Raw genomic sequence first — 14,158 nt, 5'->3', positions numbered from 1 at the left:
CGATTGACACTCCGGAGAGCGCCACATTACATTGGAATCATTATCAGAGATAGGAGCACCGTGTCCTCGACCGTGACCGAGCTCGATCGCGTGGTCATCCGCTTCGCCGGCGACTCCGGCGACGGGATGCAGCTGACCGGAGACCGCTTCACCCAGGAGGCCGCGGTCTTCGGCAACGACCTCTCGACGCTCCCCAACTTCCCCGCCGAGATCCGAGCGCCCCAGGGCACCATCCCGGGCGTCAGCAGCTTCCAGCTGCACTTCGCGAACTACGACATCCTCACGCCGGGCGACCGGCCCGACGTGCTCGTGGCGATGAACCCCGCGGCGCTGAAGGCCAACCTCGGCGACCTGCCCAAGGGCGCGACGATCATCGTCGACACCCACGACTTCACCAAGCGCGCCCTCGACAAGGTCGGGTACGCCGCCGACCCGCTCGAGGACGGCTCGCTGGCCGACTTCGCGGTCCATGCCCTCGACCTCACCGGCATGACGGTCGAGGCGGTCAAGGACTTCGGGCTGTCCCGCAAGGACGCCGCCCGCTCGAAGAACATGTTCGCGCTGGGCCTGGTCTCCTGGCTCTACGGCCGCGACGTCGTGGGCACCGAGCAGTACCTCGAGGCGAAGTTCGCCGGGAAGCCGACGATCCGCGACGCCAACGTCGCGGCACTGCGCGCGGGCTGGAACTTCGGCGAGACGACCGAGACCTTCGCGGTGTCCTACGTCGTGAAGCCGGCTCCGGTGCCCGCGGGGCGCTACCGCAACATCACCGGCAACACCGCGCTCGCCTACGGGCTGGTGGCGGCCGGGCAGCTCAGCGGACTGCCGGTGCTGATGGGCGCCTACCCGATCACCCCGGCGAGCGACATCCTGCACGAGCTCAGCAGGCACAAGTCCTTCGACGTCTCGACCCTGCAGCTGGAGGACGAGATCGCCGCGATCGGCGCCGCCGTGGGCGCCTCCTTCGGCGGCGCGCTCGGCGTGACGGCGACCTCGGGCCCGGGCATCGCCCTCAAGTCCGAGGCGATGGGCCTCGCGGTGATGACCGAGCTGCCGCTGGTGATCATCGACGTCCAGCGCGGCGGACCGTCGACGGGCCTGCCGACCAAGACCGAGCAGTCGGACCTGTTGCAGGCGATGTACGGCCGCAACGGCGAGGCGCCGATGCCGGTCGTGGCGCCCCAGTCGCCGACCGACTGCTTCGCCGCGGCCGTGGAGGCGGCGCGGATCGCGGTCACCTACCGCACCCCGGTGATGCTGCTGTCCGACGGCTACCTGGCCAACGGCTCGGAGCCGTGGGCCATCCCCGACGTCGCGGACCTGCCGGCCATCGATCCGGCGTTCGCGACCGCGCCCAACCACGCGTCCGGCAGGGCCGGCGCGGACGACGAGCTCGACGAGTTCTGGCCCTACCTGCGCGACGAGGACACCCTGGCCCGCCCCTGGGCCGTGCCCGGGACAGCCGGCCTCGAGCACCGCATCGGCGGACTGGAGAAGGCCGGCACCCTCGAGGAGGGTCACGGGAACATCTCCTACGACCCCGCGAACCACGACGCGATGGTGCGCATCCGTGACGAGAAGGTGAGGCGGATCGCCGACTCCCTCCCGCCGCTCGAGGTCGACGATCCCTCGGGCGAGGCCCGGGTCCTCGTGATCGGCTGGGGCTCGACGTACGGCCCGATCGGCGCCGCGTGCCGTCGCGTGCGGGCCGCGGGCCTCCCGATCGCCCAGGTCCACCTGCGCCACATCAACCCGTTCCCCCACGACCTCGGCGAGCTCCTGCGCCGCTACGACCGCGTCGTGTGCCCGGAGATGAACCTCGGGCAGCTCTCCCGTCTCCTGCGCGCCGAGTACCTCGTCGACGTCCGCTCGATCACTACCGTGCGCGGCCTGCCCTTCGGCGCCGAGGCGCTGTCGCAGGACCTGCTCACCCACGTCACCGCGACCCTGGAGCCCTCCGCATGACCGCCGTCGACCTCGGAAACCCGTCCCTGCGCTCCGGCACCGAACTGGTCCCCACCCTCACCGAGGGCGAGACCCAGACCGGCAAGGACTTCTCCAGCGACCAGGAGGTCCGCTGGTGCCCCGGCTGCGGCGACTACGCCGTCCTCAAGGCCGTCCAGTCCTTCCTGCCCGACCTGGGCCTGCGCCGCGAGAACATCGTCTTCGTCTCCGGCATCGGCTGCTCCAGCCGCTTCCCGTACTACCTCGACACCTACGGCATGCACTCGATCCACGGCCGCGCGCCGTCGATCGCCACCGGCCTGGCCACCGCCCGCGAGGACCTCTCCGTCTGGGTCGTCACCGGCGACGGCGACGCGCTGTCCATCGGCGGCAACCACCTCATCCACGCGCTGCGCCGCAACGTCAACATGACGATCCTGCTGTTCAACAACCGCATCTACGGCCTCACCAAGGGCCAGTACTCCCCCACCTCCGAGACCGGCAAGGTCACCAAGTCCACCCCCGTCGGCTCCATCGACCACCCGTTCAACCCCGTCTCGCTCGCCCTCGGCGCCGAAGCCACCTTCGTCGCCCGCACCATCGACTCCGACCGCAAGCACCTCACCACCGTGCTCGCCGCAGCCGCCGCCCACCGCGGCACCTCACTCGTCGAGATCTACCAGAACTGCCCCATCTTCAACGACGGCGCCTTCGACGCGATCAAGGACAACGACACCAAGGCCCACGCCATCATCCCGCTCGTCCACGGCGAGCCGATCACCTTCGGCACCCGCGACGAAGCCACCGGCCTGGGCGACAAGGCCCTCGTCCGCGCCGCCACCGGCGGCGTCGAGGTCGCCGACACCGCCTCCGTCGCACGCGAGGCGATCCTCGTCCACGACGCCCACCACCCCGACCCGTCGACCGCCTTCGCCATCTCGCGGCTCACCGACGCCGGCTACCTCAACCGCAGCCCCATCGGCATCTTCCGCCAGGTCGACCGCCCCACCTACGACGACCAGGCCCGCGCCCAGGTCGCCGAGGCCGTCGCGACCCGCGGGCGGGGCGACCTGCAGCGGCTCCTCGACGGCGGCGACACCTGGACGGTGGCCTGAGAGCGGGGACCGGCGCCGGGCACGGGACACTGGGGGTCGTGACGGAGGCTGCGGAGGAGCGCGACGGCTGGCTGTTCGCGACCCTCGCGGCCGTCACCACCGTCACCGCGATCATCAGCAGCCTCGGCGCCCCGCTGGTGCCGAGCATCGCCGAGCGGTACGCCGTACCGATCAGCACGGCGCAGTGGATCCTCACCGCCACCCTGGTCACCGCCGCGGCCGCGACACCGGTCATCGGCCGGTGGGGCAGCGGTCGACTGCGCCGTCCGGTGATCCTCGGGACGCTGCTCCTGGTCCTCGCCGGCACCGTCCTGTCCGCACTGCCGGTCAGCATCGGTGCCCTGATCGCCGGGCGCTCCCTGCAGGGCCTGGGCCTGGCCGTGGCGCCGCTCGCACTGGCCGTGGCGCGCGACGCCTGGTCGGGCACGCGCCTCGCCTCGCGGCTCTCGTTGCTGTCGGTCGCGACCGTCGCCGGCGCGGGCCTGGGCTACCCGGTCACCGGCTTCATCGCCGAGCACGGGGGCGTCAGCGGCGCGTACGCGTTCGGCGCGGCCCTGATCGCGGGCACCCTCGTGCTCGCCGCCCGCCACCTGCCCCGTCACGCGGACGGGGCTCCGCAGGGCGTCGACCTGCCGAGCGCCGGGCTGGTCGCGGTGGGGGCCGTCGGCCTGCTCCTCGCCATCAGCCAGGGCGAGCAGTGGGGCTGGTCGTCCGGCGCGGTCCTCGGCCTGGCCGCGGCCGGCGCGGGCCTGCTGACGGCGTGGGTGGTCCGCTCGCTGCGGGTGGCGCGCCGCGGGGGACAGCCGCTGGTGGACCTGCGGCTGGTGCTGCGCCCGGGCCTGCGCGGCCCGAACGCGGTGGCCTTCGCCCTGGCGACCGGCATGTACGGCCTCCTGACCATCGTGGTGCTGCTCGTGAGCGGCGACGGCAGCCGCGGGTGGGGTCTCGACGCGGGCCCCGGGGCGGCGGGCCTGGTCCTCGTGCCGTACGCCCTGCTCAGCGTGACCGGCAGCCGCGTCGCGCTGCGCGTGGCGCGACGGTTCGGCCCGCAGTGGCTGCTGCCGTTCGGCTCGACGGTGTTCGCCTCGGCGATGGCCCTGCTCGCGGTGCTCCACGACGACCTGGGCCAGGCGCTGCTGGTCATGGCGGTCGGCGGCCTCGGCAGCGGCTTCACCTTCTCCTCGCTGCCGATGCTGATCGTGCCGCACGTCCCGCCCGCGGAGACGGGCAGCGCGATGGCCTTCAACCAGCTGCTGCGCTATCTCGGGTTCTCGGTCGGCTCGGCGGCGGGCGTGACGCTCCTGGAGGTGTTCGGCGGCGGCGACGCCGCACTGCGCGCGACCGCGCTGACCCTCGCGGCCGTCTGCCTGGCGGCCGGCGTCGGGGCGCTGTTCGGGCGCCGCCGACCCTTGCCACATTCCTAATCATCAATACAATGGAATGACCGTCCCGGCGCCGGAGCCGGGACCCCTGGGTGGAGGTGGCAGATGGCCGGGACGATCGTCGTCGGAGTCGACGGCAACGAGCGCGCCGAGCGCGCCGCCGAGACGGCCGCGCGCCTGGCTGCCGCGACCGGCGCGGCCCTGCACGTGGTGTGTGCCTACAGCCGCGAGCAGTCGGCCGAGGTGGAGGCCGGCGGCGAGCGCCTCACCGTCTCCGTCTCCGAGGAGAGCGCCGACATCGCCGCTCGCACCGCCGCGAGGCTCGCCGACCTCGTCGGCGCCGGCGTCACCGTCACGTCCACCGCGGTCCAGGCCCGCCCCGCCGACGCGCTCCTCGCCGAGGCCGAGCGGCTCGACGCGACCCTCGTCGTCGTCGGCAACAAGCGGATGCAGGGCATCGCCCGGGTCCTCGGCAGCGTCCCCGCCGCCGTGGCCCACCACGCGCAGTGCGACGTCTACATCGTCAACACCGCCTGAGCACGCCACCGCCCGCTGTCGACGGGTGAGCCCGCGCGCGCTTGGATGGGCGGGTGCTCCTCGACCTGCAGCTGGACGCCAGCCCCGACCGGTCCGTCCTCCGCGCCCGGGAGCTGGTCGCGGCCGGGGCGGCGGGACTGTTCACCTTCGAGGGACCGCACGACGTCTTCCTCCCCCTCGCCGCGGTGGCCGGCCGGGTCGACGCCGACCTGATGACGAACGTCGCGATCGCGATGCCCCGCTCGCCGATGCACCTGGCCCACACGGCCTGGGACCTGCAGCTGATGTCGGGCGGTCGGTTCCGGCTCGGCCTCGGCTCGCAGATCCGCCCCCACATCGAGAAGAGGTACGGCGCCCGGTGGTCGCCGCCAGCGGCCCGGATGCGCGAGATCGTCGGCGCGGTGCAGGCGATCCTGCACTCCTGGCAGTCCGGCGAGCGGCTGGAGTTCCGCGGCGAGCACACCACCCACACCCTGATGCCGCCGACCTTCGTCCCCGGGCCGAACCCGTTCGGGCCGCCGCCGGTGCTCCTCGGCGCCCTGGGGCCGGTGATGACCCGCACCGCCGCCGAGGTGGCCGACGGGCTCCTGGTCATGCCCTTCCACAGCCGCCGCCACCTCCTCGAGCGCACCCTGCCGGCGGTCGCCGAGGGCCTCTCCCGCGCCGGTCGCGGGGCGGCCGACTTCGCGATCCATCCGCAGGCGATCGTCGCGATGGGCCGCACCGACGCCGAGGTGCGCAGCGCCCGCGCCGGCGTCCGCGGGCTGCTCGCGTTCTACGGCTCCACGCCGGCGTACCTTCCGGTGCTGGAGGTCGAGGGCCGCGCCGACCTGCAGCCCGAGCTCAACCGGCTCTCCAAGACCGGCGACGTCGGCGCGATGACCCGCCTGGTCGACGACGCGCTGCTGGACACCATCGCCGTGGCGGGCACGCCCGAGGAGTGCGCGGCCGAGATCGGGCGCCGCTTCGGCGACCTGCCGGGCGCCGAGCGGGTGTGCTGCTACTTCCCCGGCTACGACCCGCCGCTGGAGCAGGTCGCGACGCTGGCAGCCGGTCTGCGGGAGCTGTGACGCGCCGCCCGGCCGCCCACCGGCGTCACCGGGAGAAGGCGGGCCTCTCCTTCGCGAGGAACGCCCGCACGCCCTCGGAGAAGTCCGGTCCGGTGTAGACCTCGCGCAGCAGCGCCTCCTCGCCCTCGATCGAGGCCTCGGCCGCGCGGGCCCGGGTGAGGAGCTGGTGCTTGGTCGTCTCGATGGTGGCCCGGGAGGCCTGGCCGATGCCCGCGGCGAGCTCGGCGACCTCGGCCTCCAACGCCGCCGCGTCCGGTACGACGCTCGCCAGCGCCCCGACGGCGTACCCGCGGTCCGCGGTCACCAGCCGCGAGGCCAGCAGCATCTCCCGGGTCAGGGACTCCCCGAAGATGGCCTGGCAGCGGTAGAGGACCGTGCCGGAGAGCGCGTTGCCGAGGGTGCGGGCGATCGGATAGCCGAAGCGCGAGGACGCGGTCGCCACCCGGAGGTCGCAGTGGGTCGCGACGGCGAGGCCGCCGCCGACGCAGACGCCGTCGACGGCGGCGATGGTGACCTGCGGGAGCGCCCAGAGGCGCTCGAACATCTCCCGGATCCAGTTCTCGTAGTCGACGGCATCGGCCTCGACGAAGTCGCTGATCTCGTTGCCTGCGGCGAACGCCTTGCCCCCGGCACCGCGCAGCACCACGACCCGCACCGAACGGTCCTCCGCCGTCTGCTCCCACAGCGCCCGCAGGCCGGCGTACATGTCCTTGGTGAAGGCGTTGCGACGCTCGGGCCGGTTGAAGGTCACCTCGAGGACGCCGGGGCCGAGGCGGTCGCGTTCGATCAGCAGGTGGTCAGCACTCACGTCCGAGAGGGTAGGAGATTCCGCGATCGGGTGATGCCGTCGCGAGCGTCGTGAGACACGGGTGATGGCAAGGCGGCGGAGCGAAGATGTGCTGGACCGCCCTTCGAGCGACGCCAACGCCGCCAGTGCCCGTGTATCGCGGCGCGCAGCAGGCGTCACCTGGTCGCGGGATCTCTCAAGGCGCGCAGCAGCAGGTCCCGCGCCCGCGTCCGACTGGTGAGGAGGCCCAGCGCGACGCCGACGGTGTTGGCGAGCGCGTCGCGCGCGTCCATCATCCGGTCGTCGGTGAGCATCCCCTGCGCGAGCTCGAGGCCGGCGCCGAGCGCGACGACCACCGCCGCGGCGACCATCAGCGGCCGGCCCGGGCGGAACAGCTGGACCGCGACCGCGGCGAGGCCCGCGTAGACCAGCAGGTGCTGCCACTTGTCGCCCTGGGGCACGTCGGGCGACGGAGGCGGCGGCGCCAGGGACAGCACGACGACCAGCAGGAGCAGCCCGGCCCAGGCCGCGGCCCACAGCCGGGGCCAGCGCAGCGGCTTCACACCGTCGCCGCTCGGCGGCGCTCGCTCACGGCGACCGCCGCCACCACGCCCGCGACCGCCCCGAAGAGGTGTCCCTGCCAGGACACGCCGGCCTGGCCGGGCAGGACCCCCCAGAGCACGCCGCCGTAGATCACCAGGACGCCGAGGCCGATGGCGATCTCGCCCGGCTTGCGGTCCACGAAGCCCTGCACCGCGAGATAGGTCAGCCACCCGAAGATCAGCCCGGACGCCCCGAGGTGCACCGTGTTGCCGCCCGCGACCAGCCAGACCGCGAGTCCGCCCGCGAGCCAGATGATCGCGGTCGCCGCGAGACCGCGGGCCAGGCCGGTCGCGAGCGTGAGGAAGCCGAGCACCAGCGCCGGCACGGTGTTGGCGACCAGGTGCCCCCAGCCGCCGTGCAGCAGCGGCGCGGCCAGGACGCCCAGCAGGCCCTCGCCCGAGCGCGGCCGGATCCCCCAGCCGTCGAGCCGGTGGGAGGCGGCGACGTCGACGAGCTCGATGGCCCACAGCAGCGCGACGAAGCAGGCGGCGCCGATCGCGGCGACCTGCCAGCCGGGGCGGTTCCGTACGTCCATGGCGACAGTGTGGCGGGTCAGCGCCAGCGCGCGACCCAGTACTGCACGCCGAACGGCGCGTCGTCGTAGGTCACCTCGGCCTCGTCGAGCGGGGGCAGCACCCCCAGGCAGTCGGTGTCGGCCCACAGCTCGGCGGCGAGGTCGGCGTCGATGCCGGCGAAGGTACGCCGCAGTCCGGCGTCGAAGTCCTCCGCGCGCGGGTCGAAGTGGCCGGGGGCCTTCTCGGTGCGCCGGGCGGAGCCGTTGCCGACGACGAGCAAACCGGTCTCGCCGTCGGCGACGACCGCGGCGCCCACGGCCGCGGCCAACGCCGCTCCGACGCGGGCACCGCTCGGTCCGGACGCCAGGACCCGCACCCGCGGGCCCAGCCCGCCCACGGCGGCGAGGCACGCCGCCCGCAGCTCGGCGACCGGATCCTCCAGCGACGCGTACGCCGGCAGGAGGGCCGGGACGCCCGGCACCAGGGCGAGAGGGAGCGCGCTCACTGGATGCCCCGGATCGCGCGCAGCGGCGGGCGGCGGCCGGCGATCGACCACACCATGTCGACGGTCTGGCGGGTCTCGACGACCTGGTGGACCCGGTAGATCCGGGCGCCGGCGAGGGCGCACACCGAGGTGGCGGCCAGCGTGCCGAGCAGCCGCTCGCCCACCTCGAGACCGAGGGTCTCCCCGACGAAGTCCTTGTTGGACAGCGACACCAGCACCGGCCATCCGGTCGCGACCATCTCTTCCAGCCGCCGGGTGACCTCGAGCGAGTGGAAGGTGTTCTTGCCGAAGTCGTGGGCCGGGTCGATCACGATCGACTCGCGCGCGACACCCGCGGCGAGGGCACGCTCGGCGTAGGCGACGGTGTCGGCGATCGCGGAGGCGACCACGTCGTCGTACTCGATCCGGTAGGGGCGGGTCCGCGGCGTCACGCCGCCGGTGTGGGTGCAGATGATCGCGGCGTCGTACTGGGCCGCGACGTCGACCAGCTCGGGGTCCGCGCCGCCCCACGCGTCGTTGAGGACGTCGGCGCCGGCCGCGCACACGGCGGCGCCGACCTCGGCCCGCCAGGTGTCGACCGAGATGACGAGCTCCGGGTAGGTCTCACGGACGCGGGCGACGAAGTCGACGACCCGGTCCTTCTCCTCGGCGGCCGAGATCTCGACGCCGGGTGCGGCCTTGATGCCGCCGATGTCGACGATCTCCGCGCCCTGCGCGACCACCTCGGCGACCCGCGCGAACGCGGCGTCCTCGGCCCAGGTCGCGCCCTTGTCGAAGAACGAGTCCGGGGTCCGGTTGACGATCGCCATCATCAGCGTCGCGTCGTCGCCGAACGCCTGCCGTCCGAGCCTCACAGGTATGCCTCCGCCGCCGGTCGCTCGAGGGTCGGTACGACGCGCTCCACCGGCTCGAGCCCGCGCAGGTACTGGCGCAGCACCGCCTCGGTCGCCACGCAACGACCGGAATTGTCGCCTTCGGCCGCTCCCGACGACGAATTCGGTAGTGGAACCGCGACACCGGCCCGCGCCAGCGCCGCCGCGAGGATCTGGGTCGCCATGCCGCCGAGGTCGCGCAGCGCCTGGTGCCGGTGGGCGCGCACGCCGAGGTCGACCTGCGCGATCGCGCCGGCGCCCGCGAGGCGCACCGTGTCGACGAGGGCGGCCAGCTCGACGGCGTACCCGGTGGGGACCGAGAGCCCCGCGAACCAGGTACGGCGCACCGCCCACTCCCCCGCGAGCGGCTGGACGAGCCCGCCCAGCTCGGGGAACAGCAGCGCGATCAGCGGCCGCGCGACCAGCTCGGTGACCCGGCCGCCCTCGAGCGGGCCGTCGGCGCCCGGCCGGTCGTAGAAGCCCTTGACCAGCTGGACCTCGGGGTGATGCAGCAGCGGCCCGAGCAGCCCGGGCACGAAGTGGGTGTCCCAGTCGTGCAGGTCGGCGTCCATGAACACCACCAGGTCGCCGGAGGTGACGAACAACGACTTCCACATCGCCTCGCCCTTGCCCGGATGGGTGCCGAGGTCGGGCCGGATCTCGGCGGCGCGGTGGACCCGCGCCCCGGCGGACTCCGCGACGGCGTAGGTGTCGTCGACCGAGTCGCTGTCGATCACGACGATCTCGTCGACGAGCGCCACGGTGTCCACCAGCGCCTCGCGCACCCGCGCCACGACGGCACCGACGGTGGCCGCCTCGTTGCGGGCGGGCACGACCAGGCTGACCCGCTGGCCGGTGGCCGCCTTGCGCCTCAGCAGCCCCTCGAGGGCCCAGTCGTCCCAGTGGCCCGCCCGGATCCCCATGCCGGCCAACCTACCTGCCGCGATCACCTCGCCGTTCGTCTCCCCAACCCGGGGACACGGTGTTACCGTCGAGGGGTCTCGGGAACTGTGGGTGCTCCCTCCCCCCTGGAGTTGGTCATGTCGTTCCGCCGTTTCCGACGCAAGGTGCGCTGCGTGCTCAAACACGGGCCACGCGGCTGTCCGCACATCGAACGCCACACGCGCCGCCCGAAGCGGCCCGCCACCGAGCAGCGACCGGGACCGGCCCGGATGCCGGCCGCGCCGCTGTCGACGCCGCCGCTCGGGAAGCACTCGCGGGACTGAGGTTCAGCCGGTCAGGAACGCGCGGATCGCGGCACCCAGCGCCCGGGCGTAGCGCTGACGCCCCGCGGCGCGCTCCATCACGTCCGCGTCCCGCGGGTCGCGCATGTTGCCGAGCTCGGCCATGACGACCGGCACGTCCGAGTGGTTGAGCGTCCCGAGGTCGGTGCGGACGTCGATCCCGTCCACCCCGAGGTACGTCGACGGCGTGAACCCCGCGGCGACCAGGGCGTCGCGCAGGGCGACCGCGAGCCGCTCCGAGGGCGCGAGCACGTCGTCGGTCCAGCCGTCGCGCCGCCCGGGCCGGATCACGTGGAAACCGTGGGCCGACGAGGCCCGGTTGCCGTCCGCATGGATGCTCACCCGGACGTCGGCGGTGGGACCGGGACCGCCCGGGTTCCCGAGCCGTCCCCGCTCGTCGATGCACGGACCCCACGCGTCGGCCGCGTTGTCGTCGCGGGTCAGCAGGACCCGCGCGCCGAGACGCCGCAGCTGACGACGCAGCTCGACCGCCACCTCCCAGGCGAAGGTCGCCTCGGGGTAGCCGTCGTCGCTCGCCGTTCCCGTGGTGTTGCACGCCTTGGTGAACCCGCCGGCGTCGACCCCGCGGTTGATCTCGGCGGGGAAGCGCGCGTTGCCGAGCTGATGGCCGGGGTCGAGCACGACGACCCGGCCCGCGAGCGGCCGGGGCGGCTCAGGCGGCTCGGGTGACTGGGGTGGCGTCGGCGGGGGCGGCGGCGTCGAGCCGGCGGCGTCCGGGGAGACCGCGCCCGGCGCGGGAGCGGACGTCGGGGGCGAGCCGGCGCTCGGCGTACCCGTGCCGGGGGCGTCGGTGCCCGAGCAGCCCGCGACCAGGACCGCGACGGCCAGGAGACCGGCCGACGCACGCGCGGGCCGCGGGACGCGGCGGCGGGTGGGGACCCTGGTCACGCGTACCCCAGCACGTCCTTCCGCTTCTCGCCCCACGCGAGGGCCGAGGCGATCGCCTCGTCGAGCGACAGCTCGGTGCGCCAACCCAGCAGCTCGGCCGCCTTGTCGGCGTTGGCGAAGGCGCCGGCGGCGTCGCCCGGGCGGGCCGGGGCCTCGACGACGGGGATCGGCCGGCCGACGACCCGCTCGACCGCGGCGAGCAGCTCGCGCACGGTGACCCCGTCGCCGGCGCCCAGGTTGATGTAGGTGGACGGCGCGCCGACCTTCTCCAGGACCCGGTCGAACTCCTCGACGGCGCGCACGTGCGCCCGGGCCAGGTCCCAGACGTGGATGTAGTCGCGGATCCCGGTGCCGTCGCGGGTCGGGTGGTCGGTGCCGGTGAGGGTGAAGCTCTCGCGCAGGCCGAGCGCGGTCTGCGCCATGAGCGGGACGACGTGGGTCGCGTCGCGCAGGTGGTAGCCGGTGGTGAGGTCCGGGTCGGCGCCGATCGGGTTGAAGTAGCGCAGGATGATCGCCCGCAGGTCGGTCGCCCGGGCCAGGTCCTCGAGGACCTGCTCCATCATCCGCTTGGTCCGGGCGTACGGCGAGGTCGGGTCGACCGGGTCGTCCTCGGTGACCTCGAACCCCGGGGTCAGCGCGTAGAGCGACGCCGTCGAGGAGAAGAGGATCCGCGGCTTGCCCAGCTCGGTGAGGGCGTCGAACATCTCCAGCGACTTGGCGACGTTGTCGCGGTAGTAGCCGTAGGGCTGTTCGACCGACTCCGGTACGACGATCCGCGCGGCCATGTGCACGGTGACGTCGAGGTCGGGGTGCTCGGCGACGATCCGGGCCAGCAGCGCCCGGTCGGCGATGTCGCCCTCGTAGAAGATCCGGTCGCCGACGTAGGCCCGGGGTCCGCTCAGCAGCGAGTCGAGGATGAGCGGGGTGTGCCCGGCCTCCTCCAGCGCCTTGGCCGTGATCGACCCGAGATAGCCGGCGCCGCCCGTCACGAGAACCTTCATGCGTCGACCCTACGTCCCACCGACCCGGCGCATCTGAACGCCCCACGACCGCCGACCCGGCGCGTTCGAACGCGCCGGGTCGATCAACGGCGGCGCAGGCCGGCGAGCGCCGGGCGCACGTCGGCGAGGTAGACCAGCGCGGCGACGAGGAGGGCCAGGTTGATGATCGACAGGTTGATCGGCACCACCTGCAGCAGCACGCCGACGCCGAGGATCGCGGTCCAGGTCGGCTTGGTCAGCTTGTCGGCGGCGACATAGGACTCGCCGGAGTAGAGGAGGGCACTGACGAAGGCGAAGATCTTGACCACGAGCAGCACGAAGGCGATGCCGACGTTGATCCAGCCCTCGACGTCGCCCAACGCCCACACGAACCCACCGCTCATGGAGCGATCGTAGTTGGCCCGCGGTCGGGACCGGGATGCAGTTCGGCCCCGAGACGATGCCTCGGGGCCGAACGGGTGGGAGCGCCGGGCTCAGCCCTCGACCGGGGCCTTCGCGGCCGGGGCCGTGGTGGCCGGGGCCTTGGCGGCGGCCTTCTTGGCCGGGGCCTTCTTCGCGGTGGCCTTCTTGGCCGGCGTCTTCTTCGCCGCGGCCTTCTTGACCGGCGCCTTCTTCGCGGCCGGGGCGGGGGTGGCCGGGGCGGCGGGCGTGGCCGGCGCGGCGGCGACCGGAGCCTTCGGAGCCTCGCCGGTGCGGAGCTTGACGACGACACCCTCGCCGCGCTTGGCGAGATCGGCGTACAGCGCGGTCGCGGTGGCGACGTTCTCGTCGTAGGCACCCTTGACCGAGCTCTGCACCTTGGCGGGGAACGCCTTGGCGTCGGCCTGGAGGCCGGCGATGCGGGCCTCGGCCTGGGTACGGCGCTCGGCGAAGGTGGCGACGGCCTTGGTCTGCAGGCGCTTGCGCTCCGGCAGCTCGAAGCCCTTGACGGTGCCGGTCACCGCGGACTGCACGTCGGCCACGCGGGCGACGACGTCCTTCTGGACGTCGGCGACATAGGAGTTGACCTTCGCCTGCACGTCGGCGACGTAGGTGCGGACCTTCTCGACGGCGAGGTCGGTCGCGCCGACGCCGGCGTAGATCGGCTTCGCCGCGGCCGCGGGGATCTCGGGGAGGTCGACCTTGGGCAGATCGACCTTGGGCAGGTCCACCTTCGGCAGGTCGAGGGTCGGGATCTCGATCTTGGGGAGCTCGAGCTTCGGCATTGCTGGTTTCACCCTTCGTTGTCGACGGCGTCGGAGTCCGTCTCGGTCGTGATCGGCGCGTCCTCCCGCGCCCCCGCCGCCGCGTCGGCCAGGGAGCCGTCAGCCGCGTTGAGCGCCAGGAACGATGCGTAGACGTCGAGGAGCGACTGCTTCTGCCGCTCGGTGAGGCCGGTGTCGCTCACGATGGCGAGCTCGACCGATCCCCCCACGCCGTCATCGGGGCTGAGGATCCCGGCCCTGATGTAGAGCTGCTCCGCGGAGATCCGCAGTGCCTTGGCGATCTGCTGCAGCACCTCGGCCGAGGGCTTGCGGAGCCCGCGCTCGATCTGGCTGAGGTAGGGGTTGGAGACGCCCGCCTGGTCGGCGAGCTGCCGCAGGGACAGGCGGGCGGACACCCGCTGCTCCTTGAGGTAGTCGCCCAGCGACCCGACGGTCTTTCCCACCTTGCCCTTGGCCATGCGCCCATCGT

At 73.5% G+C, this 14,158-nt stretch carries 16 protein-coding genes; 5 read left to right on the top strand and 11 right to left on the bottom strand.

What is annotated here, in order from left to right:
• Window positions 1-30 precede the first annotated feature (30 nt).
• From ACPZVR_RS02755 to ACPZVR_RS02735, 5 genes are all read left to right on the top strand, one after another.
• Window positions 31-1,965 (top strand): 2-oxoacid:acceptor oxidoreductase subunit alpha, encoded by a 1,935-nt coding sequence (locus ACPZVR_RS02755; RefSeq protein WP_436698219.1) that lies wholly within the window; start codon window positions 31-33, stop codon window positions 1,963-1,965.
• Window positions 1,962-3,059 carry a 2-oxoacid:ferredoxin oxidoreductase subunit beta gene (locus ACPZVR_RS02750; protein WP_436698030.1) on the top strand — a complete coding sequence of 366 codons (1,098 nt, stop codon included), beginning with the start codon at window positions 1,962-1,964 and terminating at the stop codon, window positions 3,057-3,059. The genes ACPZVR_RS02755 and ACPZVR_RS02750 overlap by 4 nt, the downstream gene beginning before the upstream one ends.
• A gap of 38 nt (window positions 3,060-3,097) precedes the next feature.
• Complete coding sequence (locus ACPZVR_RS02745; protein ID WP_436698029.1) at window positions 3,098-4,483, top strand: MFS transporter; 1,386 nt, start codon at window positions 3,098-3,100, stop codon at window positions 4,481-4,483.
• Between the two features lie 63 nt (window positions 4,484-4,546).
• Window positions 4,547-4,978 (top strand): universal stress protein, encoded by a 432-nt coding sequence (locus ACPZVR_RS02740; protein ID WP_436698028.1) that lies wholly within the window; start codon window positions 4,547-4,549, stop codon window positions 4,976-4,978.
• Between the two features lie 53 nt (window positions 4,979-5,031).
• Window positions 5,032-6,048, top strand: coding sequence for a TIGR03617 family F420-dependent LLM class oxidoreductase (locus tag ACPZVR_RS02735; RefSeq protein WP_436698027.1), 1,017 nt, complete (start codon window positions 5,032-5,034; stop codon window positions 6,046-6,048).
• Window positions 6,049-6,073: 25 nt separating this feature from the next.
• Here ACPZVR_RS02735 and ACPZVR_RS02730 read toward each other — a convergent pair whose 3' ends face one another.
• The 11 genes from ACPZVR_RS02730 to ACPZVR_RS02680 all read right to left on the bottom strand — a co-directional run bounded on the left by ACPZVR_RS02730 (window position 6,074) and on the right by ACPZVR_RS02680 (window position 14,147).
• Entirely contained in the window at window positions 6,074-6,856 is a 783-nt protein-coding gene (locus tag ACPZVR_RS02730; protein WP_436698026.1) for an enoyl-CoA hydratase-related protein, read from the bottom strand.
• A gap of 155 nt (window positions 6,857-7,011) precedes the next feature.
• A complete protein-coding gene (locus ACPZVR_RS02725) occupies window positions 7,012-7,398 on the bottom strand; it encodes a VanZ family protein (protein ID WP_436698025.1) in 387 nt (128 codons plus the stop codon).
• Window positions 7,395-7,973 carry a rhomboid family intramembrane serine protease gene (locus tag ACPZVR_RS02720; RefSeq protein ID WP_436698024.1) on the bottom strand — a complete coding sequence of 193 codons (579 nt, stop codon included), beginning with the start codon at window positions 7,971-7,973 and terminating at the stop codon, window positions 7,395-7,397. The genes ACPZVR_RS02725 and ACPZVR_RS02720 overlap by 4 nt, the downstream gene beginning before the upstream one ends.
• 17 nt (window positions 7,974-7,990) lie before the next feature.
• A complete protein-coding gene (locus ACPZVR_RS02715; protein ID WP_436698023.1) occupies window positions 7,991-8,458 on the bottom strand; it encodes a class III extradiol ring-cleavage dioxygenase family protein in 468 nt (155 codons plus the stop codon).
• Window positions 8,455-9,312 carry a dihydropteroate synthase gene (gene folP, locus ACPZVR_RS02710; RefSeq protein ID WP_436698022.1) on the bottom strand — a complete coding sequence of 286 codons (858 nt, stop codon included), beginning with the start codon at window positions 9,310-9,312 and terminating at the stop codon, window positions 8,455-8,457. Before folP ends, ACPZVR_RS02715 begins: the two co-directional genes overlap by 4 nt.
• A complete protein-coding gene (locus ACPZVR_RS02705; protein ID WP_436698021.1) occupies window positions 9,309-10,253 on the bottom strand; it encodes a glucosyl-3-phosphoglycerate synthase in 945 nt (314 codons plus the stop codon). The genes folP and ACPZVR_RS02705 overlap by 4 nt, the downstream gene beginning before the upstream one ends.
• Before the next feature lie 306 nt (window positions 10,254-10,559).
• Entirely contained in the window at window positions 10,560-11,483 is a 924-nt protein-coding gene (locus tag ACPZVR_RS02700; protein ID WP_436698020.1) for an N-acetylmuramoyl-L-alanine amidase family protein, read from the bottom strand.
• Window positions 11,480-12,484, bottom strand: coding sequence for a UDP-glucose 4-epimerase GalE (gene galE / locus ACPZVR_RS02695; protein WP_436698019.1), 1,005 nt, complete (start codon window positions 12,482-12,484; stop codon window positions 11,480-11,482). Before galE ends, ACPZVR_RS02700 begins: the two co-directional genes overlap by 4 nt.
• A gap of 83 nt (window positions 12,485-12,567) precedes the next feature.
• On the bottom strand, window positions 12,568-12,867 hold the full coding sequence (locus ACPZVR_RS02690; RefSeq protein ID WP_436698018.1) for a DUF2516 family protein: 300 nt from the start codon (window positions 12,865-12,867) through the stop codon (window positions 12,568-12,570).
• A gap of 90 nt (window positions 12,868-12,957) precedes the next feature.
• Window positions 12,958-13,689, bottom strand: a complete 732-nt coding sequence (locus ACPZVR_RS02685; RefSeq protein ID WP_436698017.1) for a hypothetical protein — start codon at window positions 13,687-13,689, stop codon at window positions 12,958-12,960.
• A gap of 8 nt (window positions 13,690-13,697) precedes the next feature.
• Window positions 13,698-14,147: a helix-turn-helix domain-containing protein gene (locus ACPZVR_RS02680; protein WP_436698016.1), complete on the bottom strand. Its 450-nt coding sequence runs from the start codon at window positions 14,145-14,147 to the stop codon at window positions 13,698-13,700.
• Between the last annotated feature and the right edge of the window lie 11 nt (window positions 14,148-14,158).

The organism is Nocardioides segetis (assembly GCF_051390595.1).
Classification (GTDB): domain Bacteria; phylum Actinomycetota; class Actinomycetes; order Propionibacteriales; family Nocardioidaceae; genus Nocardioides.
The sequence above is the reverse complement of the archived record's forward strand: the minus strand, read 5'-3'. Positions and strand labels throughout refer to the sequence as shown.

Coding starts and splice junctions, on each gene's coding strand:
- ACPZVR_RS02750 (WP_436698030.1), top strand. CDS start 1,962: ATGACCGCCGTCGACCTCGGAAACCCGTCCCTGCGCTCCGGCACCGAA.
- ACPZVR_RS02740 (WP_436698028.1), top strand. CDS start 4,547: ATGGCCGGGACGATCGTCGTCGGAGTCGACGGCAACGAGCGCGCCGAG.
- ACPZVR_RS02720 (WP_436698024.1), bottom strand. CDS start 7,973: ATGGACGTACGGAACCGCCCCGGCTGGCAGGTCGCCGCGATCGGCGCC.
- ACPZVR_RS02705 (WP_436698021.1), bottom strand. CDS start 10,253: ATGGGGATCCGGGCGGGCCACTGGGACGACTGGGCCCTCGAGGGGCTG.
- galE (WP_436698019.1), bottom strand. CDS start 12,484: ATGAAGGTTCTCGTGACGGGCGGCGCCGGCTATCTCGGGTCGATCACG.
- ACPZVR_RS02690 (WP_436698018.1), bottom strand. CDS start 12,867: ATGAGCGGTGGGTTCGTGTGGGCGTTGGGCGACGTCGAGGGCTGGATC.
- ACPZVR_RS02685 (WP_436698017.1), bottom strand. CDS start 13,689: ATGCCGAAGCTCGAGCTCCCCAAGATCGAGATCCCGACCCTCGACCTG.
- ACPZVR_RS02680 (WP_436698016.1), bottom strand. CDS start 14,147: ATGGCCAAGGGCAAGGTGGGAAAGACCGTCGGGTCGCTGGGCGACTAC.